Source organism: Thioclava sp. F28-4 (assembly GCF_002020045.1).
GTDB lineage: Bacteria > Pseudomonadota > Alphaproteobacteria > Rhodobacterales > Rhodobacteraceae > Thioclava > Thioclava sediminum.
Map to the genome: position 1 here is coordinate 99,546 of NZ_MPZQ01000002.1, position 26,780 is coordinate 126,325.

The following is a 26,780-nucleotide window of genomic DNA, read 5'->3' on the forward strand; positions in this document are numbered from 1 at the left end:
CTGTTGCCCGTCGAAGAGGCGCTGGAAAAGGTTCTGGCACTGGTCGAACCGCTCGGCACCGAGCGCGTGAGCCTGCGTCACGCCCTTGGCCGCGTGATGGCGGAGCCCGCCACGGCGCAGCTCACCCAGCCGCCCTTCTCGGGCTCGGCGATGGATGGCTACTGGATCGACGTGGCCGACCACCTGCCCGGCGCGACGCTCACCGTCGAGGGCGAGGCCGCCGCAGGTCGCGCCTATGACGGCACCCCCACCCCCGGTCAGGCGGTGCGCATCTTCACCGGCGCACCGGTGCCGGGCCCGAATGGCGTGGTCGTTCTGCAGGAGAACGTGACGCGTGAAGGCGACACGATCACCCTGCCGCAAGAGCTTGAAACCCATAACAATATCCGACCCAAGGGCCAGGACTTCGCGCAAGGCGAGAGCTTCTGCCCCGACCGCCCGCTGACCGCGCGCGACCTCGGACTGCTGGCCGCGATGAACGTGGCCGCGGTCACGGTGCGCCGCCGCCCCATCGTCGCGATCATCGCCACCGGCGACGAGCTGGTGATGCCGGGCGAAGAGCCGGGCCCGGATCAGATCATCTGCTCCAACAGCTTCATCGTCGCGGCACTGGCCGAACGCATGGGCGCCGAGGCCCGCATGCTGCCGATCGCGCGCGACGACCGTGACAGCTTGCGCACCGTGTTCGAGCTCGCGAAAGGCGCCGATCTGGTGGTGACCTCCGGCGGCGCCTCGGTCGGTGCGCATGATCTGGTGGGCGAAGTGGCTGCGGAACTGGGGCTCGACCGCAGCTTCTGGAAGATCGCGATGCGCCCCGGCAAGCCCTTGATGGCGGGCCGGATGGGCGATGCTGCCATGCTGGGCCTGCCGGGCAATCCGGTTTCGGCCACGGTCTGCGCAGAACTGTTCCTGCGCCCGATGCTGCGCAAGCTCGCGGGTCTGCCGCCGGAAAGCCGCGTGCAACAGGCGATCCTCGCGACCGATACCGGCCCGACCGGCCCGCGCACCCATTACATGCGCGCCACCCTCGCGCCCGGCGATCCCCTGCCCCGCGTCACACCCTTCGACAATCAGGATTCTGCGATGCTAAGCCTCCTGTCGCAGGCCGATTGCCTGCTGATCCGCCCCTTGGGCGACGGGCCGCGCAAGGCGGGCGAGACGGTCGAAATCCTGCCGCTGGACTGAGCCGCACCCGCCCCGGGCGTTGACAGCCCCCGTGAACAAGGGTAGAACAATCCTTGAACATGTGCCTTGACCGGGGAACGGAGGGTCGCGGATGCTGACACGCAAGCAGCTGGAATTGCTGGAATTCATTCAAAAACGGATGATGAAGGACGGTGTTCCACCCTCTTTCGACGAGATGAAGGACGCGCTGGACCTGCGCTCGAAATCCGGCATCCACCGTTTGATTACCGCTCTGGAAGAACGTGGCTTCATCCGCCGCCTCGCTCATCGGGCCCGCGCAATCGAGATCGTGAAACTGCCCGAGGCGCTGGAGAAGAAATTCGGCGCCCCCGCGGGCGACAGCGCTGGCAACTTCGCGCCGCAGGTGATCGAGGGCGACAAGACCGACCCGCCGCGCGGCGCGATGCCGGTCGACGTGATCCACGCGCTGGAACTGCCGGTGATGGGCCGGATCGCCGCCGGTGTCCCGATCGAGGCGATCTCGGAAGTCTCGCATCACGTCGCCGTCCCCGGCTCCATGCTGAGCGGACGCGGAGAGCATTACGCGCTCGAAGTCAAAGGCGACTCGATGATCGAGGCGGGCATCAACGACGGCGATGTCGTGGTGATCCGCGAACAGGGCACCGCCGACAATGGCGATATCGTGGTCGCACTGGTCGAGGGGCATGAAGCGACGCTGAAACGCTTCTACCGTCGCAGCGGGATGATCGCGCTGGAAGCCGCGAACCCGGCCTATGAGACGCGGCGGCTGCGCGACGATCAGGTGAAGGTGCAGGGGCGGCTCGTCGGGCTGATCCGCAGCTACTGAGATTTGGTGAATTCCTGGGAAAGAGCGTCTTGCCGGGCGCTCTTTTTCGTATGTCGCGCCGGTTGCGTGGGCGGGAGCCTCCGGCGGGGATATTTGGAAAGAGCGAAGGTCAGGGGCGCGTCCAGAGACGGCGGCCTTTGATTTGCGCGGTCGTCGTAACCTCGCCCTTGGCGCTGATCGCGACCGCACCAGTCTCGCGCAGGCGCGCGGCGTCCCATAGATCGCAGGGGCCCGTGGGCGCTTCGATCTTGCTGGAGATCACGACAATGCCCCCCTTCGCGCAAATCGCAGGAAGGACCGTTTTTGCCGATTTTCCAGTGAGATGGGCGAGCGGCGCGCGTCGAAACTGCGCGATCCGCGCACCGCGCGGCCCAGCGAAGGCGGGGCGTGCGGCAGCCTCTTCCAGCGAAGCCGGATCGCCATCCGCTGCCAACCAGCGCTCGGAGATGAACCCCGCACCCGGTTTCGACAGCGCCCGGCCCTGCGAGGTCATCAGACCGACCTGCTGCGCCTCGGGCGCGATCAGCAGCGCCGGACGCTCCGCGTCGGCGCGCAGCCAAAGGGCGCCGCCCAGAAAGATCAGACCGACACTCGCGCTGCGCCCGGCCCCGCGCGTCAGGATCAGCCCCAGCGCGCCAAGCGCAATCAAAGGGATCACCCACGGCCCCGGCTGGATGATCGCAAGAACCGAGCCGTCGAGACCGCTCACCCACTCCGCCACGCGCAAGATCCACGCCGTGCCCTGCCCCATCGCCCAAAGCGCGGGCCCGGCGAGGCCGAGGGGCGCGAGCAGCGCCGCGAGCACACCCATCGGCATGATCACGAGCCCCATTGCGGGCACCGCGAAGAGATTGGCCAGCACCCCGTATTCCGAGAGCCTGTGAAACTGCGCGGCCACGATCGGTGCGGTGGCTGCGCCTGCGATCAGAGAGGTCGCAACCAGCATCAGCACCGGGCGCAGCAGGCGCGGCAGATGCCGCGACGTGCGGGTCCACGGCCCCAGCGCCACGATCAGCGCGGTGGTCGCGGCGAAGGACATCTGGAAGCCGGGCTCGGTCAGGCTCTCAGGCTGCCAGATCATGAGGAGCGTGGCGGCGAGCGCGACGGTACGCAGGCTCAGCGCGCGCCGGTCGAAGAGCACGGCGAGGAGCATGATCGACACCATGATCCACGCGCGCTGGGTCGAGACAGCAGGCCCCGCGAGCAAGAGGTAGCCGCTGGCCGCGATCAGCGCTGCGATGGCGGCCAGTTTCTTCGTAGGCCAGATCAGGGCGGGGCGCCCCGCCAGCGCCAGACCGTAGCGCACCAGACCGAAGACGAAGCCCGCGAGCATCCCCATATGCAGCCCAGAAATCGCGATCAGATGGGCGAGGCTGGAGCGGCGCATCACCTCGCGCGTGGCCTCGCTCAACCCCGAGCGGTCGCCGGTCATCAGCGCCGCCGCGACCGCACCGGGTTGGCCCGCGATCCGCGACTGGATCGCCGCCGAGAGCCGCATCCGCGCGCGATGCGCTGCCATCGCCCAATCGCCGGGATCGGGCGGCGCGACACGCAGCACCGGCGCGCGGGTATAGCCGATCGCGCCGAGCCGGTCGAACCAGGCGGTGCGGCGAAAATCGTAACCCCGGGGCGCGGCTGGCGGCGGCGGGGGCGAGAGATTCGCCGTGAGCATGACCTGCGTGCCGGGCTCGGGGCTGAACTGACTTTGATCGCCATGCAGCGTCACCCGCACCCGCGCCGGGGTCTTGGCGGGCGGAATACGGTCGATCCGCACCCGGTCCAAGGTCAGCCGGATCAGGTCGGAGCGCGCGCGGTCGAGCTTCACGATCCGCCCGCTGACGGGGCCGTAATAGCGATACTGCAGCACCGGGGCGGCGACGAGATGGGCGCGCAGCCCTGCGAGCAACAGCCCCAGAGCCGCAAGGGCGATCAGCGCCGCGGGCAGCCGAAACCATGCCGCAGCGCGCAGCCAAAGCGCGAGAGAGAGCGCGCAGATTACGAGCGTGCTCAGGTAGATAGGCCATCCCGGCTCGATCCCGAGGGTGAAATACGCCCCGACCCCGACGCCGAGCGCCACCGGCATCCACAGGAAAAGCTGCGCACGGGCCCGCGCCAGCGCGCCCAGCGGATCGGAGAGCCCGCCGAAGATCGCCGCGATCAGACGCGGAGCGCGGCCCGCGCCCGTCGCACCCTCCGGCTGCGCCCAGTCGCCGGGTTCGGCATTGATCGCCATGCTTGTCCTCGGCCCCGTCCCTGCTTATGCATCGAGCCGAGAAAGCCTATGCGCTTGATGGTTTCCGATAGGTTAACGCGGGCCGGTAAGAGCCCGCGAAGAAAGGTCCCGACATGTCCGACCAGATTGTCACCCGTTTCGCCCCCTCTCCCACCGGCTATCTGCATATCGGCGGTGCGCGCACGGCCCTGTTCAACTGGCTCTATGCCCGTGGGCGCGGCGGCAAATTCCTGCTCCGTATCGAGGATACCGATCGCGAACGCTCGACCCCCGAGGCCACGGCGGCGATCCTGCAGGGGCTCGAATGGCTGGGGCTCGATTATGACGGCGACGTGGTGAGCCAGGCTGCGGGCGCGGCCCGCCATGCCGAGGTCGCCCATCAGATGCTGGAGAAAGGCCACGCCTATAAGTGCTTCTCCACGCAGGAAGAGATCGCGGCCTTCCGCGAGGACCCGGCGAACAAGGGTCAGATGTTCCCCTCGCCGTGGCGCGATGCCGATCCGTCGACGCATCCGGATGCGCCATACGTGATCCGTCTGAAAGCGCCCCGCGAGGGCACGACCGTGATCACCGACGCCGTGCAGGGCGAGGTGACGATCCGCAACGATCAGCTCGATGACATGATTTGTTTACGTTCTGATGGCACACCGACCTACATGCTGGCCGTTGTCGTCGATGACCATGATATGGGCGTGACCCATGTGATCCGCGGGGACGACCATCTCGTCAATGCCGCGCGGCAGATGCTGGTCTATCGCGCGATGGGCTGGGACGTGCCCACCTTCGCGCATATCCCGCTGATCCACGGTCCCGACGGCAAGAAGCTGTCGAAGCGTCACGGCGCGGTCGGCCTCGAGCAATATCAGGCCATGGGCTACCCGGCGACGGGAATGCGCAACTACCTCGCGCGGCTCGGCTGGAGCCACGGCGACGACGAATTCTTCACCGACGATCAGGCGAAGGAATGGTTCGACATCACCGGCATCAACAAGGCGCCGGCGCGGCTCGATTTCAAGAAGCTCGAAAATATCTGCGGCCAGCATATCGCGATCACCGATGAGGCCGAATTGCTGCGCGAAATCGAAGGTTATCTCGCAGCTGCAGAAAAACCCCCGCTGGGTGACGCACAGAAATCTGCGCTTGTGCGCACGCTTCCCATCGTGAAGGGGTCGGCGAAGATGTTGCCGCAACTTCTTGAAAAGGCGCATTTCTCTCTGACGCAGCGCCCGATCGAGATCGAGGAGAAAGCGGCCAAGGCGCTCGATGATGTATCCCGTGGTATACTGAGTGAATTGACCTTTGCGCTGCAACGCGCTAATTGGTCGCGGGAAGACCTGGAAGCCGCCGTCGGACAGGTTGCCGAAGCGCATGGACTGGGCCTTGGGAAGGTCGCTGCTCCGATGCGGGCGGCCTTGGCGGGGCGAGCGGCTACCCCCAGCGTATTCGATATGATGCTCGTTTTGGGCCAAGAGGAAACTCTGGCACGACTCGACGATCAGGCGGCCTGAGGCCTGGCCGCCCTCTCCGGACGCCTGTCCGGACGCGATAGACCGGCGCGGCCCAGCCGGAGGATGAAAGGGAATTTACATGGCAGACAACTCGAAGACCGCCACGCTCTCGCTTGACGGACAAACCTATGAGCTTCCCGTGCTCTCGCCCTCGGCTGGTCCCGACGTGCTCGATATCCGCAAGCTCTACGGTCAAGCCGACGTCTTCACCTACGATCCGGGCTTCACCTCGACCGCAGCCTGCGAGTCCAAGATCACCTTCATCGATGGTGGTAAGGGCGAGCTGCTGTATCGCGGCTACCCGATCGACCAGCTCGCCTCGGAATCGCATTACCTCGAAGTGTGCTACCTGCTTCTCTACGGGGAACTGCCGAGCAAGCAGCAGATGGAAGATTTCGAATATCGCGTGACCCGTCACACGATGATCCACGAGCAGATGAAGCAGTTCTTCCAGGGCTTCCGCCGTGACAGCCACCCGATGGCGACCATGGTCGGCGTCGTGGGCGCACTCTCGGCCTTCTATCACGACAGCCTCGACATCTCGGACCCGTGGCAGCGCGAAGTCGCCTCGATCCGCCTGATCGCGAAGCTGCCGACGATCGCCGCGATGGCCTACAAGTACTCGATCGGTCAGCCCTTCGTCTATCCGAAGAACGAGCTGAGCTACGCCGAGAACTTCCTGCATATGTGCTTCTCGGTCCCGGCCGAAGACTACAAGATCGAGCCGGCGCTCGCGAAGGCGATGGACCGTATCTTTACGCTCCATGCCGATCACGAGCAGAACGCCTCGACCTCGACCGTGCGTCTGGCGGGCTCCTCGGGCGCGAACCCCTTCGCCTGTATCGCAGCCGGCATCGCCTGCCTCTGGGGCCCCGCCCACGGCGGCGCAAACCAGGCCTGCCTCGAGATGTTGCGCGAAATCGGCACCGTCGATCAGATCCCGGAATACATCAAGCGCGCCAAGGACAAGGATGATCCCTTCCGCCTGATGGGCTTCGGTCACCGCGTCTACAAGAACTTCGACCCGCGCGCGAAGGTCATGAAGGAATCGGCGGACGAGGTGCTCGACCTGCTCGGCATCCACGACAACGAGACCCTTCAGGTCGCCAAGGAACTCGAGAAGATCGCTCTGGAGGACGACTATTTCGTCTCCAAGAAGCTCTATCCGAATGTCGACTTCTACTCGGGCATCATTCTCGAGGCGATGGGCTTCCCGACCTCGATGTTCACCCCGATCTTCGCGCTCTCGCGCACCGTCGGCTGGATTTCGCAGTGGAAAGAGATGATCGAGGATCCGACCGGCAAGATCGGTCGCCCGCGTCAGCTTTACACCGGCGCGACCTATCGCGATTACGTCGATATCGCCAAGCGCTGAGCGTAAGCCAAGTCTTTGCGGGCCGGAGGGGAGACCTTCCGGCCCGTTTTCTATTCTGATATCCGGGACAAGGGGGCGCTGCCCCCTTCTGGCTGCGCCATTCATCCCCCGGGATATTTACCCAAGAGCGAAGACATCACTGATCGCCTGACATATCGCCCGCATCATTTCCTCTGCTCGCTTGGCTTCGAGGGGAAGGGATATTCGGATCTCTTCACCGCGAATATGACCGAGATCGTTGAAGGACGCCTGCGGCGCGCGGACGGCGCGGCGGTGGAGATCGAGGTCGTGGGCGCGGCGGATGATATCTGCGGCCCCTGCCCGTCGCGGCGCGGATCGGGCTGCACCGCACAGGCGAAGATCGACCGGCTGGACGCGGCCCATGCCGAGGCGTTGGATATTGCGCCGGGCGATGTGCTGACATGGGGAGAGGCGCTGGAGCGGATGGCCGCCCTGCCCGCCGATGTGCATCAGACGATCTGCGCCGAATGCCAATGGCTGAGCGCGGGCATGTGCGCCGCCGCCCTCGCTCGACTTCAGGACAAAGAATAGCGCTACCCTTGGTCGGGAGGGCGGCACTGTAAAGCTGCCCAACGCGCTCACCCGTCAGTCTGCAAAACCGCGGGAAAGGTGCGGGACGTGCATCTGCACGCTTGCGCGATGGCGGGTGTGGTGGCAAGAAACGCGCCATGAGCACGGATCAGACCCAAGACCCTTCGCAGGGCAAGAAACTAGCGCTTGTCACAGGCGCTTCGCGTGGCCTTGGCGGGGCGATCGCCGAAGCTTTGGCCGCAGATGGCTGGCACGTCATGGCCGTCGCGCGGACGACCGGCGCGCTGGAAGAGCTCGACGACCGCATTCAGGCGAAGGGCGGCACCGCCTCGCTCGGTCCGCTCGACGTGACCGAACCCGATCAGATGGCGCATCTCGCGCAGTCGATCGGCGCGCGCTGGGGTGGGCTCGATCTGTGGGTCCATACCGCGATCCATGCCGCACCGCTCTCGCCGACCGGGCATATCGACGCGAAGGAACTGGCCAATTCGGTCAAGGTGAACGTGACCGCGACCGCGCAGCTCATCGGGCTGATGGAGCCGCTGCTGCTTGTGCGCGAAGGCACCGCGCTGGCCTTCGACGATCCTCGTGCGGGCCAGAAATTCTTCGGCATCTATGGGGCGACGAAAGCCGCGCAGATGGCAATGCTGCGCTCGTGGCAGGCCGAGACCGTGAAGATCGGGCCGCGCGTGGTCATCGCGGAGCCTGCGCCGATGGCGACCGCGCTGCGCGGACGGTTCTTCCCTGGCGAAGATCGCGACGCGCTGGCCGATCGCCACGCCGAGGCGCGGCGCATCCTCGACACGCTCTGAGAACGACCAAAGCGCCGCCGAAATGCCCTCCGGCTGCGGCGCTTTGGCGACACATCCGCGCTGTCGCCCGCCCCCGCTTTACCCTTCATCCGCCGCACGGTAAGCATCGGGTGACGCGACGGCGAACTGGGGGCAACATGCGTATTCTCATCACCAATGACGACGGGATCGACGCACCGGGACTGGCCGTTCTGGGCGAGATCGCCGAAGAGCTTGCCGGCCCCGATGGCGAGGTCTGGACGGTCGCGCCAGCCTTCGAGCAATCGGGCGTCGGGCACTGCATTTCCTACACCCGGCCGATGATGATCTCGAAACTGGCAGAGCGCCGTTTCGCCGCCGAAGGCAGCCCCGCCGATTGCGTGATGGCCGGGCTCTATGACGTGCTGGAGGAGCAACGGCCCGATCTGGTGCTCTCGGGCGTGAACCGGGGCAACAACTCCGCCGATAACGCGCTTTATTCCGGCACGCTGGGCGGCGCGATGGAGGCCGCGCTGCAAGGCGTGCCCGCGATCGCCCTGTCGCAATTCATCGGCCCCGAGGTCTTCAACGCCCCCGACATGTTCGAGGCGGCCCGGGTCCATGGCGCGGCGCTCGTGCGCAAGCTGATCGATCAGGGCATCTGGGACGACGGCGATTACCGGGTCTTCTACAACGTCAATTTCCCGCCGGTGCTGGCCAAAAACGTCAAAGGCCACAAGGTCGCAGCCCAGGGCTTCCGCAAGGATTGCTTCTTCTCGACCGAAGCGCATCACGCGCCCTCGGGGCGGCGTTTTTTGTGGATCAAGGGCGGCCCGCAGCACACGCCGACGCAGCCGGGCACCGATGCCGCCGTCAATCTCGACGGTTATATCTCGGTCACGCCGATGCGTGCCGATCTGACCGCGCATGACGTGATCGCCGATCTGGAGGCCCGTCTGGGATGAGCGAGGACGCAGAAGAGGATCTGGCCGAGCGCAAGATGCGGTTCCTCTTCGCGCTGCGCTCCAAGGGCGTGACCGACGCGCGCACCCTGCATGCGATGGAGGGGATCGACCGCGGCCAGTTCGTACGCGGCATCTTCGCCGACCGCGCCTATGAGGATATGCCGCTGCCCATCGCCTGCGGGCAGACGATTTCTCAGCCCTCGGTCGTCGGGCTGATGACGCAGGCCGCGGATGTGGGCTCGCGCGACACCGTGCTCGAGATCGGCACGGGCTCGGGCTATCAGGCCGCGATCCTGAGCCAGCTCGCCCGCCGCGTCTATACCGTGGACCGGCATCGCAGGCTGGTGCGCGAGGCCGAAGGCGTCTTCAACGCGCTGCGGCTCACCAATATCGTCGCGATTTCCGGGGATGGCTCGCACGGGCTGCCCGATCAGGCGCCGTTTGATCGAATCATCGTGACTGCCGCTGCGGAAGACCCTCCCGGGCCGCTCTTGGCCCAGCTGAAGATCGGGGGTATCATGGTTTTACCCGTGGGCCAGTCGGACACGGTGCAAAGCCTGATCCGGGTGCGCCGGCTCGAGACGGGTTTCGATTACGAAGAATTGCGCCCGGTGCGTTTTGTCCCCCTCGTCGAGGGCGTGGCAAACGATTGAGTGGCAGGTAAGAACGGACCCCGAAGAGGTCTGAGAGACAGTGAGGACGAGCGGATGGCAACGAAGATTTCCCGGCTGCGGCTGATCCTGGCAGGTGGCGTCGCGCTGACGGCGTTGGCCGCCTGTAACCCGAACGGGTTCGATCTGGACATGCGCGGCTATGGCAATGGCGGGCTCGACACGAGCGCCGCCGCCCGGCAGGCGGTGCAGGACCGCCCGCGCCCGAATGCGCAGGGCATCATCACCTACCCGAATTATCAGGTCGTCGTGGCGCGCCGCGGCGATACGGTCAATTCCGTCGCGCAGCGGATCGGCACCGATCCCGGCGCGCTGGCCCGCTATAACGCGGTCGCCCCCGATGCGGTGCTGAACGCGGGCGAAGTGCTGGCCCTGCCCAACAAGGTCGCGACCACAGGCGGCTCCGCGGCACCGGGTAACTCCAGCGCGCTGACCTCGGAGACGATCGACATCACCTCGCTCGCCTCGAACGCGATCGACAAGGCGCAGGCGAACCAGCCCGCCAAATCGACCCCGGCCTCGGCCCCGGTCTCCACCAACAGCGCCGAGCCGATCCGCCACAAGGTCGCGCGTGGCGAGACCGCCTATTCCATCGCGCGCTACTACTCGGTGCCGGTGAAGGCGCTGGCCGAATGGAACGGGCTGCCCAACGACCTGCGCGTGCGCGAAGGTCAGGTACTGATCATCCCGGTCGCATCGAACCGCCAGCCCGCGAAGGTCGAGACCGCGACGGCCACCACCGCGCCGGGCACCGGTTCGCCGACCCCGGTGCCGCCCTCCGCGGCAGAGCCCCTGCCCGACAAGACGCCGCCGAAAGCCTCTGCGCCGGTCAAGACGCAGACCCCGGACATGAGCACCGATCGTACCAAGGCGTCGGACACGTCGAAGATGATGATGCCGGTCCCCGGCTCGATCATCCGGCCCTACAAGAAGGGCAAGAACGACGGCGTCGACATCTCTGCCTCGGCCGGAACCTCGGTGAAAGCCGCCGAGAGCGGCACCGTGCTGCTGATCAGCCAGGACACCGACGATGTCGCCTTCCTCGCAATCAAGCATCCCGACAATCTGGTGACGGTCTATTACAATGTGACCGGCATCACGGTGAAGAAAGGCGCGAGCGTTAAGCGCGGCCAGACCATCGCGAAGGTCGCGTCCGGCGATCAGGGCTATCTGCATTTCGAGGTCCGCAAGGGGATCGATTCCGTCGATCCGATGCCCTACCTCAACTGACCTTTTGCGGCGGGCCGGAGATGTTCCGGCCCGCCCACGCGCCCTGCCCGCTCAGCCCGCGACAGGCGCAAGCAGCAGACAGCTCTCGCTGTTGAGCACCCCCGGAATTTCCCGAATATCGCGCAAGGCCCGGTCGAATTCGCCCAGGGTCTCGGCCCGGATTTCCGCCACCAGATCCCAGTTGCCATTGGTCGCGAAGACCGTCGTCACCTCCGGAATGCGATGCAGCGCCCGGATCACCGCGCGCGACATCTTGCCCTGCAACTCGACCAGCGTAATCGCGCGCACCTGCCCCTCAACATCCGTCTCTGTCTCGATGGTGAAGCGCCGGATCTGCCCCGAGGCGACCAGCGCCTCCAGCCGGGCGCGCGCGGTCGTGCGCGACACCCCCACCTGCAGCGCGAGATCGGTCATCGAGAGCCGCGCATCCGCGCGCAGCGCGGCCATGATCGCGCGGTCCGTATCGTCTAGCTGCATTTACCCTCCGTTTTGATCACTTGGCTGGTCAAACTGACCAAATTTAGTTCCGTTTTGCGCAAATTGACAAGCGAAACCTCTGCGCCATTTCGTCAGACTAAGACCAACAAGGGAGATCTCGATGACACGCACAGTTTCGATCCTGGGCGCGCCTATTCAAACTGGCGCTTCGCAACCCGGCTGCATCATGGGACCGGCCAGTCTGCGCATCGCGGGGCTGGGCGACATCCTGACCGAGCTGGGCTGGGAGGTGGATGATCTGGGCGACCTGTCGATTCCCCCGCAAAAGCCGGTGCCGCACAAGAACCCCGCGATCCACGATCTGGCCGAAACCCGTGCCTGGATCGAGGCGCTGTCGCAGGCGGCTTTCGACGCCGCGCAGACCCATGACCGCCCGATCTTCATCGGCGGCGATCACGCGCTGGCCGCAGGCACGCTGAGCGGCCTCGCGCGGCATGCGAAGACGCAAGATCGCCCCTTGTTCGTCCTGTGGCTCGATGCGCACCCGGACCTGCACACGCTGGAGACCACGACCAGCGGCAACCTGCATGGCACGCCCGTGGCCTATGTCACCAGCCAGCCCGATTTCGAGGCCTTCCCGCCACTGGAAGCCAGCATCGATCCGAAGAATTTCTGCATGATGGGCATCCGCTCGGTCGATCCGGCGGAACGCGCGCGCATCAAGCAGATCGGCTTGGAAGTGCATGACATGCGCGCCATCGACGAGACCGGCGTGCTGGCGCCCCTGCGCGCCTTCCTCGACCGCGTGCGCGAAGCCAACGGCCTGCTGCATGTCAGCTTCGATGTCGATTTCCTCGACCCCGGCATCGCGCCCGCCGTGGGCACGACCGTACCGGGCGGCGCCACCTTCCGCGAGGCGCATCTGATCATGGAAGAGGTCGGCGACAGCGACCTCGTCACCTCGCTCGACATTGTCGAGCTCAACCCCTTCCTCGACGAACGCGGCCGCACGGCGAAACTGCTCTGCGACCTCGCAGCCAGCCTCTTTGGCCGCCGCGTTCTCGACCGCATGACACGGAGCTTTTGATGGATATGTCCCCTCTCGCCCCCTCCAAACTGGCCTTCGTGCCCTTCGTTTCCGTCGCCAACATGATGAAGCTGGTGAACGAGATCGGCCCCGAACAGGTGATGCGCGATCTCGCCGCCTATATCGAAGAAGATTTCCGCCGCTGGCCGGATTTCGACAAGACACCGCGCGTGGCGAGCCATTCGGCGGAGGGCGTGATCGAGCTGATGCCGACCGCGGATGCCGAGAATTACGGCTTCAAATACGTCAACGGCCACCCCAAGAACGGCCGCACCGGGCACCAGACCGTGACGGCGTTTGGCGTGCTGTCCTCGGTCGCCACGGGCTATCCGCTGCTGATGACCGAGATGACGATGCTGACCGCACTGCGCACCGCCGCCACCTCGGCGCTGGTGGGCAAATACCTCGCCCCGAAAGGCGCGAGCGTCATGGGCATGATCGGCAATGGTGCGCAATGCGAGTTTCAGGCGCTGGCCTTCCGCGCGATCTGCGGGATCGACACGCTGCGCCTTTACGACATCGACCCGACGGCGACCGAGAAGGCCGCGAAGAACCTGACCGCGCAAGGGTTCAGCGTCACCAAATGCCGCTCGGCCGAGGAAGCGGTGGAGGGCGCGCAGGTCATCACCACCTGCACCGCCGACAAGCAATATGCCACGATCCTGACCGACAACATGGTCGGCTCCGGCATCCATATCAACGCGATCGGCGGCGACTGCCCCGGCAAGACCGAACTGCATCGCGACATCCTCACCCGCTCGGAGATCTTCGTCGAATACCCGCCGCAGACCCGCATCGAGGGCGAGATTCAGGCGCTCGACGAGGACCACCCGGTGACCGAGCTGTGGAAGGTCATGCGCGGCGAGGCCGAGGGCCGTCGCGACGCGAAACAGATCACGCTGTTCGATAGCGTGGGCTTCGCGATCGAGGATTTCAGCGCGCTGCGCTACATCCATGACCGCGTGAAGGGTGGCGAATACGCGCAGATGCTCGATCTTATGGCAGACCCCGACGATCCGCGCGATTTGTTCGGGATGCTGACGCGGGCGGGCTGAGCCCCGCTTGCGCTCGGCGCGCGCGCGTGGCACCGAAAGCCAAACGCCCCTTTCAGACGAGTGCGCGACATGACCCATCAGACCCACCCCTATGCGGGCGACGGCAGCCATACCGGCAGCTACTATGCGGCTTCGGCCAACCCGGCGCCCTTGCGCGCAGAATTGGTGGGTGAACAGGAGGCGGATATCTGCGTCGTCGGCGCAGGCTTCTCGGGGCTGTCCACCGCGCTGCATCTGGCAGAAAAGGGCTATAGCGTCACCGTCGTCGAGGGCGCACGCATCGGCTGGGGCGCGTCGGGCCGCAATGGCGGTCAGGTCGTGAACGGGCTGAACGCGAGCCTCGACGTGATCGAGAGCCGCTACGGGCAGGACACCGCGAATTTCGTGGCCGGCCTCGTGATGGAAGGCGGCGACATAATCCGCGAGCGCGTCGCGACCTATGACATCCAATGCGACCTGAAGCCCGGCAACGTCTTCGCGGGGCTGACGGCCAAGCACATGCAAGAGCTGGAAGCGCGCTGGAAGCTCTGGCGCAGCTACGGCATCGAAAGCCAGGAGATGCTGAGCCGCGAGCAGATGCGCGAGCATGCGAATTCTGACCTCTATGCGGGCGGGATGATCGACCATAAGGGCGGCCATCTGCATCCACTGAACCTCGCGCTTGGCGAGGCGGCGGCAGTCGAGAAGCTCGGCGGCACGATCTACGAGATGTCGCCCGTGACCTCGGTCGATACCGAGGCCGCGCGCCCGGTGATCAAGACCGCGAAGGGTCAGATCACCGCGAAGACGCTGGTGCTGTGCGGCAATGCCTATCTTGGCCATGTCGTGCCCACGCTGGAGCGCCGTGTGATGCCCGTCTCGACGCAGGTGATGGCGACCGAGCCTCTGGGCGAGGCGAAAGCCCACGAGTTGATGCCGTCTGACGCCTGTATCGAGGACGTGCGCTACATCCTCGACTATTACCGCATGTCCGCCGACAACCGCCTGCTGTTCGGCGGCGGCACGGTCTATGGCGGGGCGGATCCGAAGGACATCAAGGCGAAGCTCTGGAAGAACCTCGAGAAGGTCTTCCCGCAGCTCAAGGGCACGAAGATCGACTACGCCTGGTCGGGCAATTTCGCGCTGTCCTTCAGCCGTGTGCCGCAGATGGGCCGGATCGGCCAGAACACCTATTTCGCGCATGGCTATTCCGGCCACGGCGTGACCGGGTCGCACACCTTCGGGCGCATCCTGTCGGAGGCGATCAACGGCGATCTGACCCGGTTCGACACGTTTGCGAAACTGCCTTGGATTCCGTTCCCCGGCGGGCGCACTTTCCGCGTGCCCTACTCGGTCGCGGGGTCGTGGTGGTATGCGCTGCGCGACCGGCTGGGGGTCTAAGCCCCCTACCCGCGCCTTACACGATGCGGCGAGGCGCGCTTACAGCGCGACGCCGCGCCGTCCGGCCAGATCGGTGAAATACTGCCATGCCACGCGGCCCGAACGCGCCCCGCGCGTCGCTTGCCATTCGATGGCCTCGGCGCGCAGCTCCTCGTCGGAAATCTCCACGCCGTAGCTGTCGCAATAGCCGCGGATCATCGTGAGATACTCGTCCTGCGAACACGGGTGGAAGCCCAGCCACAGTCCGAAACGATCGGACAGAGAGACTTTCTCTTCCACCGCCTCGGACGGGCTGATCGCGGTCGAGCGTTCGTTCTCGATCATGTCGCGCGGCATCAGGTGACGCCGGTTCGACGTGGCATAGAGGATCACGTTCGCGGGCCGGCCCTCGATCCCACCATCCAGCACCGCCTTGAGCGATTTGTAATGCTGATCGTCATGGCTGAACGAGAGGTCGTCGCAGAACAGGATGAAGCGCATCTCGGGCGCGTCGCGCAGATGCGCGAGCAGACGGCCGACAGAGGGCAGATCCTCGCGTGCAAGCTCCACCAGCTTGAGCGGTAGCCCCTCAGCCACCGCCGCGGCGTGGGCCGCTTTCACGAGCGAGGACTTCCCCATCCCGCGCGCGCCCCAGAGAAGCGCGTTGTTCGCCGCCGCCCCGCGCGCAAACTGCAGCGTGTTGGCCAGCAGCGTGTCGCGCGAGCGGTCGATGCCGTGCAGCAGGCTCAGATCGACGCGGTTCACCTGCGGCACGGGTTCGAGCCGATCCGGCGAGGTGTGCCAGATGAACGCGCCGGCAGAGGCGAAGTCGGGCGCGGGCTGCGGAGCGGGCGAGAGCCGCTCCAGCGCCGTGGCGATCCGGTTCAGCGCCGCGTCACTCATGCCTTGCCGTCCTTCTCGTCCTCTTCGTCCTCGTCATCGTCCCACTCGTCGGGGTCGATCCAGGTGCCTTCAGCGCGCATCCGGGCTTCGCGGGTCTTCTCGATCCGCTTCACGAGCTGGATGGAAATCTCGTAGAGACCGTACACCACCGTGAAGAGAATGACTTGGCTGATCACATCCGGGGGCGTGGCGATCGCCGCCACCACGAGGATCGCGACCACGGCATATTTGCGCATGTTGCCGAGGCCTTCGGAGGACACGAGCCCCGCCTTGCCCATCAGCGACAGCAGCACGGGCAACTGGAAACAGATCCCGAAGGCCATGACGAACTTGATCGTCAGGTTGAGATATTCCTGCACCGAACCCTGGAAGCCGATGGCGGCCATCTCGTTCGCGCCCGAAGTCGCGCCGATCTCGCCCTGCTGGAAGCCGAGGAAGAAGTTAAAGGCCAGCGGCAAGATGATGTAATAAGCAAACGCCGCGCCAAGGAAGAACATCACCGGCGAGGCGACCAGGAAGGGCAGGAACGCGTTCTTCTCGTTGCGATAGAGGCCCGGCGCCACGAACCGCCACATCTGATAGGCGATGATCGGGAAAGCCAGGGCGAAACCGCCGAGGAAAGAGATGTTGATCGCGACGAAGAAGCCTTCCTGCAGTTTGATCAGGTAGAGGCCGCATTGCTCGCCGCGCGATTCCAGTGCCGAGCAGACCGGACGGGTCAGGAAATTGAAGATCGGGTTCCAGACCGTGTAGCAGACCACCATCGCCGCAATGAAGGCCCCCAGCGAATAGAGGATGCGCGTGCGCAGTTCGGCAAGGTGCTCGATCAGCGGGGCCGAGCTTTCCTCGATCTCGTTATTGTCGCTCATGCGTCACCCTTCTTCGCGGCGGGTTTCTTCGCCGCCGTCTTCTTGGCCGCCGGTTTGGCACCGGTTTTCGCGGCGGGTTTACTGCTCGACTTGGTTGCCGGCTTGGCGCTGGATTTCGCTGCGGTCGAAGTGCCCGTCTTGGTGCCAGTCGTCTTGGCGCCAGTCTTGGCTGCGGTCTTCGGCGCGGCTTTCTTCGCAGCGGGCTTGGCCGCCGGCTTGCTTGCCGTCTTGGATGTCTCGGGTTTGGCCGTCTCGGCCGGGCTCGCCTCGGCTTGGGCAGCCTCGGGCTTGGGCGGCTCCGCCTCGGGATCGGGCTTGAGCGAGGTCTTCCCACTCTCGGACCGGCCCGGCTCCCATTTCTCGAAAGCGTCGGTCGCTTTTTCCAGCGCGTCGAGCCCGAGCGATTTCTTGGACGCCAGCGATTTCAGATCGCGCACGGAGCCCGCGGCTTCATCGAGCCCGGTATCCTTCGCCGCATCTTCCATCGCCCGCGAAAACTCGCGCCCCATCGCCTTGGCCTTCGCAGTGATGCGGCCAAGCTGGTGGAACATCTTGGGCAGGTCTTTCGGTCCTACCACGATCAGCGCCACGACGCCGATCAGCAGAAGCTCGCTCCAACCGATGTCTAACATGAGTGCTCAGGCCTCCGGCCGATTGAGGACGCAAAGGCAAACGGGCACCAGCCCGCAAACCCCGAATGCGATCAGGCTCAGGCCTTGTCTTTTTCTTTCTGGACTTCGTCAGCCGGGGTCACGTCACGTGCCTCGTCGACGGTGCCGTCCTCGATTTCTTTCGAGCCGTCGCTCACGCCTTTCTTGAAGGCGGTGATGCCTTTGCCGACTTCACCCATGAGCGAGGAAATCTTGCCGCGGCCGAAAAGAACCAGAACCACGACGGCGATCAGAAGAAGGCCGGGAAGGCCGATATTGTTGAGCATTGTTGTCTCCCCTCTGGTCACGGGCCCGCCGCCCGCGCCTTATGTCGGTCCCGAGTTTTAGGATCATAGCGGCGTCAATCCTAGAGCGATTCCGCCCTTTCGCGGCTTGGAGGGGCAGATTACTGACAGTTCATTGTCAGTTGCCCTCCCTCGCGTTACCCTTCTCGCGACCCTATCGGAGAGCCCCATGACCCGCGACGAGCGGCTGCAACAGATCATCGCCATCCTGCGCGACGGCAAGATGCATCGCGCCAGTGATCTGGCCGAGCGGCTGGGCGTTTCTGCCCGCACGATCTGGCGCGACATGGCGGAAATCTCGGCCTATGGGGTGCCTGTCGAGGGCGAACGCGGCGTGGGCTACATCCTGCGCCGGGCCGTGGGCCTGCCGCCTCTGGTGCTGACCCGAGAGGAGCTGGCCGCGCTCGATCACCTGCTCGATCTGGCCGAGGCGGTGGACGATCCGCGCCTCGCCGGAGGGGCCGCAAGCCTGGCCGCGAAGATCCGCGCCGCCCTGCCCTCTGCGCCCGCCGAAGCGCCTCACGAAGACGCCGGGGAAGGACTGGCGGGGGATCGGGGATGACGCTAGGCTCGCCTGCGAAACTTGGAAGGGATGCCCCCACGTGATCGGTGCCGAATACATCACTGCTTTCGTGACGCTTTTCGTCATCATCGATCCAATCGGTCTGGCCCCGGTCTTCATCGCGCTGACGCTGGGCGAAAGCCACCGCGCGCGTCTGCGCATCGCCTTCCGCGCGCTCATCATCGCCGCCGTGCTGCTGACGCTGTTCGGCATCTTCGGCGACAAGATCCTTGCCGGGATCGGCATTTCCATGCCCGCTTTCCGCATCGCGGGCGGGGTGCTTTTGTTCCTCACCGCGCTCGACATGCTTTTCGAACGCCGCACCAAGCGCCGCGAGGCGCAGGGCGAAGAACACGAGGCCGACCCTGAGACCGACCCCTCCGTCTTCCCGCTGGCCACGCCACTGCTGGCCGGGCCCGGCGCGATGGCCACGATGATCCTGCTGGCAGGGCGCGAGGGCGGCGACTGGCTGCATGTCGTGGCGATCATCGCCATGATGCTTCTGGTGCTGGGCTGTGTCCTCGTGATGTTCCTGCTCGCCACGCCGATCGAGCGCGCGCTGGGGCGCACCGGCACGATGGTCGTCACCCGGCTTCTGGGGATGCTGCTGGCCGCGCTGGCGATCCAGTTCATCCTCGACGGGCTGCACGGTGCGGGGTTGATGGGCGGCGTCCCGACCGGCTGAGGCAATCCGCCCTCTGGGAAAGTCACCTGAGCGGACCTATCTGAAAGAGATCGGTAGGGGTAACGAGGATCATGGTGGAGACGATCATCAGCGAAAACTGGGGACGGCTGGTCTATCTGAGCCTCCTGCTCGTCGCCGTGGGCGGGTATTTCGTGCTCGAAATCCGCCGCCGTCCCGGTCGCACCATGCAACAGGCCGCGATCTGGGGACTGATCTTTCTGGGCACCCTCGCCGCGGTCGGGCTTTGGACCGATATCCAGCGGCAAGTCTCGATCCCCGATCAGGCGGTGATGCGCGATGGCCGGATCGAGGTACCGCAAGCGCCCGACGGCCACTACTACCTCACCGCAGAGGTCAACGGCACGCCGATCCGCTTCGTCGTCGATACCGGCGCGAGCCAGATCGTACTGACCCAGCGCGCCGCCGAGCGCGCGGGCATCAACACTTCCGATCTCGCCTATATCGGGCAGGCGCGCACCGCCAATGGCATCGTCGCGACCGCGCCGGTGCGGCTGGAGCGCTTCGATCTGGGGCCGATCCACGACAGCAACCTGCGCGCCGTGGTCAATCGCGGATCGATGGATACCTCGCTTCTGGGCATGACCTATCTCACCCGCTTCGCGAAGGTGGAATTCGCGCGGGGCACACTGATCCTCGAACGCTGAGGGGGCACGGCCCGCAATCGTCGTGATCCTGCCTTTTTTGCGCCTCAATCTTTACCGAGGCTCCGAGGGCGCCCGCCGTTCAGGCCGCGCCACTCAGGCTTCGTTACGAGGAAAACACGCATGGTTGCTTTCGACACTCTCGCTCTCGCGATCATCACCGTCGCAGCCATTCGCGAAGTCTATCTCCGCCTGCGCCCGATGATGCGCTCTGCCGAAGCGGAGCGCGGCTAAGCTAGCCTTTCACCAGAACCGCGAGATCGGCAACATTCGTGCCGGTCGCCCCCGTCATCAAGAGCGCATCCGCCGCCTGCAGGACGTGATAGCTGTCGTTGCGTGCGAGCGCCGCATCGCAATCGACGCCAGCCGACCGAGCCGCCGCGCAGGTCCCCGGCCCCACCAGACCGCCCGCCGCATCCGTCGGCCCGTCACGGCCATCGGTACCGCCCGACAGGAAGCGCCACGCGCCCTCGATCCCGGCCGCCTCCGCCGCGCAAGCCACCCGCAGCGCCAGCTCCTGATTGCGCCCGCCGCGGCCGTCACCCTTGATAGTAACGGTGGTCTCACCGCCCATGACCAAAGCGCCTGAGGGCATATCGCGCAGCAGAGCCACGATCTGCGGCGCAAGATCGGCCACGTCCCCGTCGAGCGCGAAGGGCGCGGCCTCGGCCCCTGCCGAGACCATCGCCGCGACCGACAGCCCGTTCGCCCCGATCAGACGATTGCGGGCGGCGGGCAGCGCGGGCTCAGCGCCGGACGTTTCAAGATGCGCCTGCACAGGGGCGGGCAAAGCCTCCCAGATCCCGAGATCACGACAGAGCTGCGCCGCCTCGGCCCGCGTGCCGATCGGCTCGACCGTAGGCCCCGAGGCAATCACGCGCAGATCGTCGCCCGGCACATCGGACAGGATCAGCCCGGTCACAGGGGCCGCGCTGGCCACCAGCCAGCCGCCGCCCTTGAGCTGGGACAGCTGCTGGCGGATCAGGTTCATCTGCGTGATATCCGCCCCGCAGCCGAGCAGAAGGCGGCTGACCTCAGCCTTGTCCGACAGGCTCAGCCCCTCGACCGGCGCGACGGCCAGCGCGGAGCCGCCGCCGGAGATCAGCGCCAGAACGCGATCCTCCGGCCCACAGCCCTGCAGGCATTCCAGAATGGCGCGCCCTGCCCGCTCGCTGCCCTCGCCCGGCACCGGGTGATCCCCCGCGATCAGCGTAACGCCCGCGCGCGGGGGCGCCGCTTCGGCATTCTCGGGGTTGGTGACAACCAGCGCCTGCGCCTCTTCGGGCAGCGCGTCCAGCGCCGCCGCAGTCATCGCTAGCGCCGCCTTGCCGAGCGCGATCACCTGCCAGCGCCCGCCCGGTCCCGGCGGGTTGTCCATCGCCCAGCCCATCGCGCGGGTCACCCCCGCTGCCGGGTCGGCCGTCTTCACCCCGATGTCGAACAATTCGCGCGCGCGTGCGTCCAGATCCATTCCTGCCCCCTTGGTTTGGTGCAAGTATCCCCGGGAAGCGGCGGGCTGCAACCCCGCCGGCGGAAGACAAGCCAGACGCGGCACGAAATGAAAAGACGCCCGCGGGGAGCGCGGGCGTCGAAACACGATCAGGCGGAAGGCCCCTGTCGGTTTAAGTGAGCGGGGACCGAAGCCCCCGCCCGGGGAGGGTATTAGCCACCTTGGCTCTCGATATAGGCGAGCACCGCTTTGACGTCTTCGGGGTCTTTCAGACCGGCGAAGGACATCCGGTTCTTCGGAATGTAGCCCTTCGGGTCGGCGAGATATTCCTCGACCGTTTGCTCGGTCCAGACCAGACCGTCCTCGCCGTGCTGCTTCATCGCGCTCGAGTATTTGAAGCCATCAGCCGTCCCGGCCTGACGACCGATCAAACCGTTGAGCACCGGACCGACGCGGTTCTTCGCGTCTTCGCCGACCTGGTGGCAGGCCTTACACTTCTTGAAGACCTTCTCGCCAGCTGCGACCAGCTCCGGGTCAGCCGAGAGGCTTTCCGCCGGTGCGGCCACTGCCTTGGCTTCCTCCGCAGCCGCCGGAGCGTCCTGCGCCGGAGCTTCGGCAGTGTCGGTTTGGGCCGTATCGCTTTGGGCCGTGTCGGTTTCGGTCGCAGTATCGGCAGCCGCCGTGTCCTCGCCGTTGCCCTCATCGGGGGTCACGTCGAGAATGGTCGCCTTCTTGGTGATCTGCACGTCGGTCTTACAGTCGCTCATGCAAGCGGCTTCCGAGAACTTCGGCACTTCGACCTCATCGCGGTTATCCACGATGAACCCATCGGCGTTCGGCATCTCCACGTCGAGGAAGTTATCCTTCGTGAGGACGAAATCGTCGTCCACGAGATAGTTCGAGTAGAGGATGTAGGCGACGATGGCGTAGGTCTCGTCGACGGTCAGCGTCTGCGCGTTGCCGAACGGCATCGAGCGGTGCGCATAGTCCCAGACGGTGGACAGGTACGGCCAGTAGGAACCGACGGTTTTCACCGGGTCCTTGTCGGCCAGCGTTCCATCGCCCCCGGCCAGTTTCGGCCAGTTGTCGACGCCCTCGGCGAAGTCGCCGTGACACGCCGCGCAATTGTCGCCGAAGATTTTCTCGCCATCGGCAACCGAACCCGACCCTTCGGGAAGGTTCTTGCCATCGGGGAAGACCTCGACGGTCCAGGCGTTGATTTCCTCGGGCAGCGCTTCGCGCCCCAGACCGTATTTCTCGGCCAGAGCGGGCGTCGCGACGAGCGGAGCGGCCAGAAGCGTGGCCAGCAGCAGATTACGACGACACTTCGACATTCTCGGACTCCCCGTTTTCCTTGACCCACCAGGTCTGGATACCGTTGTTGTGATAGACCGAATTCTCGCCACGGATCGCGCGGAGCGCGTCCTTGGTCGGCTGAACGTAGCCGGTGGAATCGGTAGCGCGGGACTGAAGGAGCATCTCCGAACCGTCCCAGTCGATCTCGAGGTAGAAGCGCGAGACCGCCTTGTCGGTGCCCGGCTCGGCCAGACGGGCTTCCTGCCAGTTCGCACCGCCATCGATCGACACGTCGACCTTGGTGATGTGACCACGACCCGACCAGGCCATGCCGGTGATGACCAGCGGGCCCTTGCCGTGCTTGATCGGCATCTGCGGGCTGGGCGAGGTGACGACCGATTTGGCGTCCATGACCCAGGTCCACTTGCGCGACGTGCCATCGGCGAGCGTGTCAGTGTATTTCGAGGTTTCTTCGCGCGACTGAACGGCCTCGTCGGTGACTTCGAGGCGACGCAGCCACTTCACCCACATGTTGCCTTCCCAGCCCGGAACCACGAGGCGCACCGGATAGCCGTGCTCCTTGCGCAGCGCCTCGCCGTTGGCCTTGATGGCCACGAGACAGTCGTCGAGCGCTTTCTCCAGCGGGATCGAGCGGCCGTTCGAGGACGCGTCGGCGCCTTCGGCATAGACCCACTTGTCCTTGATCTGGTCGCCGAGATTGGTGATCCCCGCTTCTTCGAGCAGCGTCCGCAGCGGGATGCCCGAATATTGCATGTTGTGGATCATGCCCTGGGTGAACTGCGCACCGTTGAGCTGTGCACCAGCCCATTCCATGCCCGAGTTCGCGGCGCATTCGAGGAAGTAGGTACGGTTCTCACGCGGGAAACGCTCCAGATCCTCGTAGGTGAAGACCAGCGGCTTATCGACGAGGCCGTTGATCATCAGGCGGTAGTCTTCCTTCTTCAGCTCGATCGCGCCCGAGTGGTGACGCTCGAAAGCGCAGCCGGTGGGGGTGATCGTGCCGTCGAGGGCGTGGATCGGCGTGAAGTTGATCGACGAAATCGTATCCGCCGTCAGCCAGCCGACATTGCGGCGGATGACGTCATCTTCGAATTCGATCGGCAGGCCGTAGGGGGTTGCATCGACCCCGTCGCCCCAGCCCGAAGCCCAAGGCTGAACTTCGGTGATCAACGGATCGGGTTGCGTTTGCGCGCGCGCGGCACCAGCACCTGCGGCCATCGCACCGACCGCAGCCCCTGCGCGGAGGAACCCGCGGCGGCTGAGGGCGGCATTGGTGGCCGGGTTGCCCTGGCGTTCCTTGTCGTCCATGTGTTTTCCTCCAGTCTCTAACCCCCTGCGGGGCGCAATCATCGACGGGCGGGACCGGCTTAAACGCCGGTCACGACCACCGAGTCATTCGGTTTCAAGTCAACGGTTTTGATCTTGCGCAGGTGATCGGCGATCACGTCCCAGATCTGCGGCCCTTCGGTGCCTTCGTTGACCGAGGCCCAGCCCGTCACGACGTAGTTGCGTGCCGGGTCGATATCGGAGCCGTCCTTCAGGAGCTTCATGTTGGAAATCCGCTCGCCGATCGGCTTCGAAACGTCGATGTGGTAGCCCATGCCACCCACACGAACCATGTCCCCGCCCTGCTGGTAGTAGGGGTCGGTGTTGAAGATGTTGTCGGCCACGTCTTCGAGAATGGTCTTGATCAGCTCGCCCGTCATCTCGGTGCGATAGTTCTCGCCATAGGTCATCGAAGTGGCGTTGAGCACGTCTTCCATGGTGATCTTCTGCCCCGGGATCAGCGACGGCCCCCAGCGCACGCCCGGGCTCATCGCGATCTCGGCGTCCTGCTCGGACAGCATCGCTTCGCAGATCAGGTCGTCCCAGGTGCCGTTGAAGTTGCCGCGGCGATAGAGCAGCGAGTTGGTCTCGCCCACGACTTCCTCGAGCTCGGCCTTGTAGGGCTCGCGATGCCCCATGATGACGTCGGTCATCTCTTTGTCGGGCTCGATCACGTCCGAGAAGATCGGGATCAGTTTGTGGCGGAAGCCCATCATCTTGCCGTCGCGCACGTCGAGATCGACGCGGGAGACGAATTTGCCGTTCGAACCCGAGGCGATCAGGATCGTCTCGCCCACGAGGACCGGCTCCGGAATGGCGTCATGGGTGTGACCGGTGAGGATCACGTCGATGCCCTTCACGCGGCTCGCCATCTTGTGGTCCACGTCGAAGCCGTTATGCGACAGGCAGACGACCAGATCGACGCCCTTCGCACGAACCTCGTCGACCATCGCCTGCATGCGCTCTTCGCGGATACCGAAGGAATAGTCGGGGAACATCCAGCCGGGGTTCGCGATCGGCATGTAGGGGAAGGCCTGACCGATGACCGCGATCTGCGTGCCGTTGCGCTCGAAGATCTTGTAGGGCTCGTAGGCGGGCTCGTCCCATTCGGCGTCGAAGATGTTCGCGCCGAGGAAGGGGAAGGGAAGGCCGTCGACGATCTCGTTCACGCGGTCCTGACCATAGGTCCATTCCCAGTGCGAGGTCATCGCCTCGACGCCGAGCGTGTTCATGACGTCGACCATGTTCTGGCCCTTGGTCTTCAGCGCGACCATCGAGCCATGCCAGGTGTCGCCGCCATCGAGCAGCAGCGCGTCGGGACGCTCGGCCTTGATCGCTTTCACGATCGTCGCCACGCGGTCCATGCCGCCCATTTTGCCGTAGGACTTCGCGAGATCGGTGAAGTTCTCGTAGGTCAGCGCGTAGGCATCGGGGGTGTTCGGCTCGATGTTGAACATCTTGAGGAAATCCGCGCCGGTGACATGCGGCGGACGGCCCTTGGCCTCACCCACGCCGAGGTTGATTTCCGGCTCGCGGAAATAGATCGGCATCGCTTGCGCGTGGATGTCGGTGATGTGGATCAGCGTGACGTTGCCCAGCGGCTCGAACTGCAGGAGCTGGTCCTGAGTCAGCGACTGCTGCGCCATGGCGCGCGACCAGCGCGACAGGCCCGAAGCACCGAGGATAGTCGAGGCGGCCAAGCTCGCCTGAAGAAATTCCCGCCGGGAAATCATGCGATGTGTCTCCTTCTTCTCACCGGGCCCGTGCGCCCGGCGGTCGTTTCATTCGGGTAAATTGACAAACAAATTCAGACAGATATTAAAAATTGAATATGTTGAAACGAAACGCGCGGGACAGGGAGGCCCCTGCCCCGCGCATCAAGTCAAAGGTCAGGGACGGACGCCGCCGCCCTCGATGTCGAGACCCAGGCCGCGCGAGGCGACGTAGAGCTCAAGATTGCGGAACTCGTCCGAACCGGGGCTGTAGGTTTCCGCACGCGTGTCGCGGATACAGCCTTTGAAGCGGTTGTGGATCGAAACCACGCCCGCGTTCTTCAGACGGTAGACCGGGAAGCCCTGAATCTGGCCCTGGCTGAGGTGGTCAGCGCGGATGTAGTTGCCGTAGTTCTCTTCGTGGCACGACGCGCAGGACAGCTCGAGCTGACCGTAGCGGGTGTAGTACATCTCTTTGCCCTTCTCCCAGAAAGGCTGAGCGTCGCCGTCGATCTTGACGCTGACGGGCATGCCACGCGACTCGACCGCGATTGCGGTGGTCATGTTATGCATCGGAGTGCTGTCCCAGCCCCAGGCTTCGGCGCCCATGCGGTTGGTGCGGCAATCGTTGATGTAATCTTCCATCGACCACAGCTTGCCGGCTTCGTTCACCTTCGGCATCGAGGCGCGGACGCCTTTCATGCCTTCGCTGATGTCGCCGTGGCAATCCGCGCAGGACTTGCCCTCGGAGCCGTCAGCGGTCGACCAGGTTTCCTGGCCTTGCTCGGCAAAGATCATGATCGGGTTATCGAAGTCGTCCTGTTCCATCGCGCGGGTCTCGTCCGTGCGGAAGAGCCAGCCGGAATAGACCTCGTCGAGGTGCCCTTCGAGGTGATCGGCGGCGGGCGCCTTCACCGTGATCGGGGTGTCGCCGTTGATGACGAGTTCGTCGTCAGCCATTTCGGCGTGCAGCGCCGCGGTGCTGAGCGCGAAGGCTGCAGTGGCGGCTAGGATGGTGCGGCTGGTGCGCAACGTCATATTCTGTGTCCTCCCTGGGTGTGCCCCGCGCCCATCGATCTCCCCAAACAGGCGCGGTTCTCTGT

26 protein-coding genes are annotated in these 26,780 nt (G+C 65.2%); 15 read left to right on the plus strand and 11 right to left on the minus strand.

The window, feature by feature from the left end; translation table 11 throughout:
• Both glp and lexA read left to right on the plus strand, forming a co-directional pair.
• Positions 1-1,185, plus strand: coding sequence for a gephyrin-like molybdotransferase Glp (glp, locus tag BMI87_RS05215; RefSeq protein ID WP_078520561.1), 1,185 nt, complete (start codon positions 1-3; stop codon positions 1,183-1,185).
• 91 nt (positions 1,186-1,276) lie between these two features.
• Complete coding sequence (lexA, locus tag BMI87_RS05220) at positions 1,277-1,993, plus strand: transcriptional repressor LexA (protein ID WP_078520128.1); 717 nt, start codon at positions 1,277-1,279, stop codon at positions 1,991-1,993.
• 109 nt (positions 1,994-2,102) lie between these two features.
• On the opposite strand, the gene BMI87_RS05225 is transcribed toward lexA, so the two are convergent.
• Positions 2,103-4,226 carry a ComEC/Rec2 family competence protein gene (locus BMI87_RS05225; protein WP_078520129.1) on the minus strand — a complete coding sequence of 708 codons (2,124 nt, stop codon included), beginning with the start codon at positions 4,224-4,226 and terminating at the stop codon, positions 2,103-2,105.
• Positions 4,227-4,339: 113 nt separating this feature from the next.
• Between BMI87_RS05225 and gltX the strand changes: the two genes are divergently transcribed.
• The 7 genes from gltX to BMI87_RS05260 all read left to right on the plus strand — a co-directional run bounded on the left by gltX (position 4,340) and on the right by BMI87_RS05260 (position 11,297).
• Positions 4,340-5,734 (plus strand): glutamate--tRNA ligase, encoded by a 1,395-nt coding sequence (gene gltX / locus BMI87_RS05230; RefSeq protein WP_078520130.1) that lies wholly within the window; start codon positions 4,340-4,342, stop codon positions 5,732-5,734.
• A gap of 79 nt (positions 5,735-5,813) precedes the next feature.
• On the plus strand, positions 5,814-7,109 hold the full coding sequence (gene gltA, locus BMI87_RS05235; protein ID WP_078520131.1) for a citrate synthase: 1,296 nt from the start codon (positions 5,814-5,816) through the stop codon (positions 7,107-7,109).
• Positions 7,110-7,256: 147 nt separating this feature from the next.
• Entirely contained in the window at positions 7,257-7,661 is a 405-nt protein-coding gene (locus BMI87_RS05240) for a DUF1284 domain-containing protein (RefSeq protein ID WP_256376233.1), read from the plus strand.
• Between the two features lie 137 nt (positions 7,662-7,798).
• The gene (locus BMI87_RS05245) at positions 7,799-8,473 is read left to right on the plus strand and encodes an SDR family oxidoreductase (protein WP_078520132.1); all 675 of its coding nucleotides are present in this window, start codon (positions 7,799-7,801) and stop codon (positions 8,471-8,473) included.
• 137 nt (positions 8,474-8,610) lie between these two features.
• Positions 8,611-9,396, plus strand: coding sequence for a 5'/3'-nucleotidase SurE (gene surE, locus BMI87_RS05250; RefSeq protein WP_078520133.1), 786 nt, complete (start codon positions 8,611-8,613; stop codon positions 9,394-9,396).
• Positions 9,393-10,049 carry a protein-L-isoaspartate(D-aspartate) O-methyltransferase gene (locus tag BMI87_RS05255; RefSeq protein WP_078520134.1) on the plus strand — a complete coding sequence of 219 codons (657 nt, stop codon included), beginning with the start codon at positions 9,393-9,395 and terminating at the stop codon, positions 10,047-10,049. The genes surE and BMI87_RS05255 overlap by 4 nt, the downstream gene beginning before the upstream one ends.
• 54 nt (positions 10,050-10,103) lie before the next feature.
• Complete coding sequence (locus BMI87_RS05260) at positions 10,104-11,297, plus strand: LysM peptidoglycan-binding domain-containing protein (RefSeq protein WP_078520135.1); 1,194 nt, start codon at positions 10,104-10,106, stop codon at positions 11,295-11,297.
• A gap of 51 nt (positions 11,298-11,348) precedes the next feature.
• Here BMI87_RS05260 and BMI87_RS05265 read toward each other — a convergent pair whose 3' ends face one another.
• A complete protein-coding gene (locus BMI87_RS05265) occupies positions 11,349-11,774 on the minus strand; it encodes an Lrp/AsnC family transcriptional regulator (protein ID WP_078520136.1) in 426 nt (141 codons plus the stop codon).
• A gap of 121 nt (positions 11,775-11,895) precedes the next feature.
• Here BMI87_RS05265 and rocF point away from each other — a divergent pair, with 121 nt between their 5' ends.
• The 3 genes from rocF to BMI87_RS05280 all read left to right on the plus strand — a co-directional run bounded on the left by rocF (position 11,896) and on the right by BMI87_RS05280 (position 15,257).
• Positions 11,896-12,822 carry an arginase gene (gene rocF / locus BMI87_RS05270; protein WP_078520137.1) on the plus strand — a complete coding sequence of 309 codons (927 nt, stop codon included), beginning with the start codon at positions 11,896-11,898 and terminating at the stop codon, positions 12,820-12,822.
• 5 nt (positions 12,823-12,827) lie between these two features.
• Positions 12,828-13,877: an ornithine cyclodeaminase gene (locus tag BMI87_RS05275; protein WP_078520563.1), complete on the plus strand. Its 1,050-nt coding sequence runs from the start codon at positions 12,828-12,830 to the stop codon at positions 13,875-13,877.
• A gap of 69 nt (positions 13,878-13,946) precedes the next feature.
• Complete coding sequence (locus BMI87_RS05280; protein ID WP_078520138.1) at positions 13,947-15,257, plus strand: FAD-binding oxidoreductase; 1,311 nt, start codon at positions 13,947-13,949, stop codon at positions 15,255-15,257.
• Between the two features lie 39 nt (positions 15,258-15,296).
• On the opposite strand, the gene BMI87_RS05285 is transcribed toward BMI87_RS05280, so the two are convergent.
• The 4 genes from BMI87_RS05285 to BMI87_RS05300 form a co-directional block, all read right to left on the minus strand.
• Positions 15,297-16,139: an ATP-binding protein gene (locus BMI87_RS05285; RefSeq protein WP_078520139.1), complete on the minus strand. Its 843-nt coding sequence runs from the start codon at positions 16,137-16,139 to the stop codon at positions 15,297-15,299.
• A complete protein-coding gene (tatC, locus tag BMI87_RS05290; RefSeq protein ID WP_078520140.1) occupies positions 16,136-17,008 on the minus strand; it encodes a twin-arginine translocase subunit TatC in 873 nt (290 codons plus the stop codon). The genes BMI87_RS05285 and tatC overlap by 4 nt, the downstream gene beginning before the upstream one ends.
• Complete coding sequence (tatB, locus tag BMI87_RS05295) at positions 17,005-17,640, minus strand: Sec-independent protein translocase protein TatB (RefSeq protein ID WP_078520141.1); 636 nt, start codon at positions 17,638-17,640, stop codon at positions 17,005-17,007. Before tatB ends, tatC begins: the two co-directional genes overlap by 4 nt.
• A 77-nt stretch (positions 17,641-17,717) precedes the next feature.
• On the minus strand, positions 17,718-17,945 hold the full coding sequence (locus BMI87_RS05300; RefSeq protein WP_078520142.1) for a twin-arginine translocase TatA/TatE family subunit: 228 nt from the start codon (positions 17,943-17,945) through the stop codon (positions 17,718-17,720).
• A 187-nt stretch (positions 17,946-18,132) separates the two neighbouring features.
• Here BMI87_RS05300 and BMI87_RS05305 point away from each other — a divergent pair, with 187 nt between their 5' ends.
• From BMI87_RS05305 to BMI87_RS05315, 3 genes are all read left to right on the plus strand, one after another.
• Positions 18,133-18,525, plus strand: coding sequence for a YafY family protein (locus BMI87_RS05305; protein ID WP_078520143.1), 393 nt, complete (start codon positions 18,133-18,135; stop codon positions 18,523-18,525).
• A 40-nt stretch (positions 18,526-18,565) separates the two neighbouring features.
• Positions 18,566-19,210, plus strand: a complete 645-nt coding sequence (locus tag BMI87_RS05310; protein ID WP_078520144.1) for a MarC family protein — start codon at positions 18,566-18,568, stop codon at positions 19,208-19,210.
• Between the two features lie 71 nt (positions 19,211-19,281).
• On the plus strand, positions 19,282-19,875 hold the full coding sequence (locus tag BMI87_RS05315) for a TIGR02281 family clan AA aspartic protease (protein ID WP_078520145.1): 594 nt from the start codon (positions 19,282-19,284) through the stop codon (positions 19,873-19,875).
• A gap of 232 nt (positions 19,876-20,107) precedes the next feature.
• On the opposite strand, the gene BMI87_RS05320 is transcribed toward BMI87_RS05315, so the two are convergent.
• The 5 genes from BMI87_RS05320 to soxA all read right to left on the minus strand — a co-directional run bounded on the left by BMI87_RS05320 (position 20,108) and on the right by soxA (position 26,715).
• Positions 20,108-21,343, minus strand: coding sequence for a glycerate kinase (locus BMI87_RS05320; protein WP_078520146.1), 1,236 nt, complete (start codon positions 21,341-21,343; stop codon positions 20,108-20,110).
• Positions 21,344-21,534: 191 nt separating this feature from the next.
• Positions 21,535-22,656 carry a c-type cytochrome gene (locus BMI87_RS05325; protein WP_078520147.1) on the minus strand — a complete coding sequence of 374 codons (1,122 nt, stop codon included), beginning with the start codon at positions 22,654-22,656 and terminating at the stop codon, positions 21,535-21,537.
• Entirely contained in the window at positions 22,637-23,947 is a 1,311-nt protein-coding gene (soxC, locus tag BMI87_RS05330; RefSeq protein WP_078520148.1) for a sulfite dehydrogenase, read from the minus strand. Before soxC ends, BMI87_RS05325 begins: the two co-directional genes overlap by 20 nt.
• 59 nt (positions 23,948-24,006) lie before the next feature.
• A complete protein-coding gene (soxB, locus tag BMI87_RS05335; RefSeq protein ID WP_078520149.1) occupies positions 24,007-25,698 on the minus strand; it encodes a thiosulfohydrolase SoxB in 1,692 nt (563 codons plus the stop codon).
• Positions 25,699-25,854: 156 nt separating this feature from the next.
• Complete coding sequence (soxA, locus tag BMI87_RS05340) at positions 25,855-26,715, minus strand: sulfur oxidation c-type cytochrome SoxA (RefSeq protein WP_078520150.1); 861 nt, start codon at positions 26,713-26,715, stop codon at positions 25,855-25,857.
• Between the last annotated feature and the right edge of the window lie 65 nt (positions 26,716-26,780).

Coding starts and splice junctions, on each gene's coding strand:
- lexA (WP_078520128.1), top strand. CDS start 1,277: ATGCTGACACGCAAGCAGCTGGAATTGCTGGAATTCATTCAAAAACGG.
- BMI87_RS05225 (WP_078520129.1), bottom strand. CDS start 4,226: ATGGCGATCAATGCCGAACCCGGCGACTGGGCGCAGCCGGAGGGTGCG.
- gltX (WP_078520130.1), top strand. CDS start 4,340: ATGTCCGACCAGATTGTCACCCGTTTCGCCCCCTCTCCCACCGGCTAT.
- gltA (WP_078520131.1), top strand. CDS start 5,814: ATGGCAGACAACTCGAAGACCGCCACGCTCTCGCTTGACGGACAAACC.
- BMI87_RS05245 (WP_078520132.1), top strand. CDS start 7,799: ATGAGCACGGATCAGACCCAAGACCCTTCGCAGGGCAAGAAACTAGCG.
- surE (WP_078520133.1), top strand. CDS start 8,611: ATGCGTATTCTCATCACCAATGACGACGGGATCGACGCACCGGGACTG.
- BMI87_RS05255 (WP_078520134.1), top strand. CDS start 9,393: ATGAGCGAGGACGCAGAAGAGGATCTGGCCGAGCGCAAGATGCGGTTC.
- BMI87_RS05260 (WP_078520135.1), top strand. CDS start 10,104: ATGGCAACGAAGATTTCCCGGCTGCGGCTGATCCTGGCAGGTGGCGTC.
- BMI87_RS05265 (WP_078520136.1), bottom strand. CDS start 11,774: ATGCAGCTAGACGATACGGACCGCGCGATCATGGCCGCGCTGCGCGCG.
- rocF (WP_078520137.1), top strand. CDS start 11,896: ATGACACGCACAGTTTCGATCCTGGGCGCGCCTATTCAAACTGGCGCT.
- BMI87_RS05275 (WP_078520563.1), top strand. CDS start 12,828: ATGTCCCCTCTCGCCCCCTCCAAACTGGCCTTCGTGCCCTTCGTTTCC.
- BMI87_RS05280 (WP_078520138.1), top strand. CDS start 13,947: ATGACCCATCAGACCCACCCCTATGCGGGCGACGGCAGCCATACCGGC.
- BMI87_RS05285 (WP_078520139.1), bottom strand. CDS start 16,139: ATGAGTGACGCGGCGCTGAACCGGATCGCCACGGCGCTGGAGCGGCTC.
- tatC (WP_078520140.1), bottom strand. CDS start 17,008: ATGAGCGACAATAACGAGATCGAGGAAAGCTCGGCCCCGCTGATCGAG.
- tatB (WP_078520141.1), bottom strand. CDS start 17,640: ATGTTAGACATCGGTTGGAGCGAGCTTCTGCTGATCGGCGTCGTGGCG.
- BMI87_RS05300 (WP_078520142.1), bottom strand. CDS start 17,945: ATGCTCAACAATATCGGCCTTCCCGGCCTTCTTCTGATCGCCGTCGTG.
- BMI87_RS05305 (WP_078520143.1), top strand. CDS start 18,133: ATGACCCGCGACGAGCGGCTGCAACAGATCATCGCCATCCTGCGCGAC.
- BMI87_RS05315 (WP_078520145.1), top strand. CDS start 19,282: ATGGTGGAGACGATCATCAGCGAAAACTGGGGACGGCTGGTCTATCTG.
- BMI87_RS05320 (WP_078520146.1), bottom strand. CDS start 21,343: ATGGATCTGGACGCACGCGCGCGCGAATTGTTCGACATCGGGGTGAAG.
- BMI87_RS05325 (WP_078520147.1), bottom strand. CDS start 22,656: ATGTCGAAGTGTCGTCGTAATCTGCTGCTGGCCACGCTTCTGGCCGCT.
- soxC (WP_078520148.1), bottom strand. CDS start 23,947: ATGGACGACAAGGAACGCCAGGGCAACCCGGCCACCAATGCCGCCCTC.
- soxB (WP_078520149.1), bottom strand. CDS start 25,698: ATGATTTCCCGGCGGGAATTTCTTCAGGCGAGCTTGGCCGCCTCGACT.
- soxA (WP_078520150.1), bottom strand. CDS start 26,715: ATGACGTTGCGCACCAGCCGCACCATCCTAGCCGCCACTGCAGCCTTC.